Here is a 1,241-nt window from a genome sequence, read left to right as displayed (position 1 = left end):
CTCCAGTTCAGCGGGTTTCTCTTCGGCACGAATAGGAGAGATGACCAGTTCGCCACCCTTTATCTTTGCCTGAGTATTACTTGGAAAAGCCATATCCGTTTTTTGACATACAGCTTTCAGGCGCTGTCTCAGATCCTGACAGAAGGCGACTTTATCAGTAGGGAAACCGACCATATCACAGTAGTCAGCCACGCCGTCCCGGTACTCATCATCACTGATGAGCTGCAGACGCTGGTCACTGAATTCGGTACTGTTTTCAATAAAAAGATCTGCACATTGCAGGCCTTCAGCAACAAGAGTCAGGAGGCATAGCTCCAGATAAAGCCGGTGTACCTTTACGACTTGTTTTGTCTTTTTATCGGTGCCGGTAACCAGCCTCCACCACTTTCTGGCCGGTATCCAGTCCCAACTGATTTGTGTATCACTCATATCCAGCCAGGTTTTGCGTGACTTCTGGTGCTTGTTGACAAAATGCCATGCCTGTATCAGTCGATAGTCATTACAGGCCGTCCTCAAAGTGAATAACGACATTGCGGTAAGCAGGCTGGCTCGATGGTATCTGTAAGAAGGAACGGTGAAAGGCAGGTAGTTGCCATCAGAGTATTCCAGCAGTTCACTGCAAGCTTTGATGACTTCCTGAGGTTTGTTTTTCAGGGCTTGGCCAATGGATTCAAGAGTAGGGTCTGGGCTTGTGCTTTCCTGCTGGTAAGCCTGACTGACCGCTTTTAGCTGGGCAATGAGCTTTTCCTGTTGCTTCGTCTTGCCTTTCTGCCACTCCTGCAGTTTGGTCTGTGCCCTGTTATGAATGCTCCGAAGCAATTTCAAAAAAATACTGGCAATGTCATCGAGTACCTGGGCGTGCCGGTAGCGCAACAGCAAAGCAAGCAGTAAAGCCTGTTTCTCCGGTTTTATGCTTTCCATATCTGATCGGTTCTGGGCGCAAGCTTCAAGCTCCAATGCCCGGCACTTTTCAGGTGTCATTTCCGGCAGGACAGGAAGGTTTTTCCGAATATCCTGGTACCATTGCAGTTGATTGAGAAGCACGGAAGCACTATTGCGACTCACTTTTCTATTGATGGGCTTAAGTCGATCCCAGGATTCCTGTTCCAGCAATTCGGTTAGCTGCTTTTTACCTTTCGCTGAAAGCTTCTGCCAATAGCTTAAGTAGAGGTTGCTGTTGAACTTATGTCGGGCACTGATAGCCATTTTGTTCAGTGTTGAAAAGCCCGGGAGTTCACACC

The 1,241-nt window shown here is 48.2% G+C and carries 1 protein-coding gene; it reads right to left on the bottom strand.

Annotated elements, in window-relative coordinates:
• Positions 1 to 1,206: hypothetical protein (locus J7438_RS25610; protein ID WP_209278866.1), on the bottom strand; the 1,206-nt coding region annotated here is incomplete at its 3' end.
• Positions 1,207 to 1,241 lie beyond the last annotated feature (35 nt).

The organism is Thalassotalea sp. G20_0, from assembly GCF_017744175.1.
In the GTDB taxonomy this organism is placed as follows: domain Bacteria; phylum Pseudomonadota; class Gammaproteobacteria; order Pseudomonadales; family Endozoicomonadaceae; genus Endozoicomonas.
Note: the sequence above shows the minus strand (reverse complement) of the source record. Positions and strands in the feature narration are given on the sequence as shown.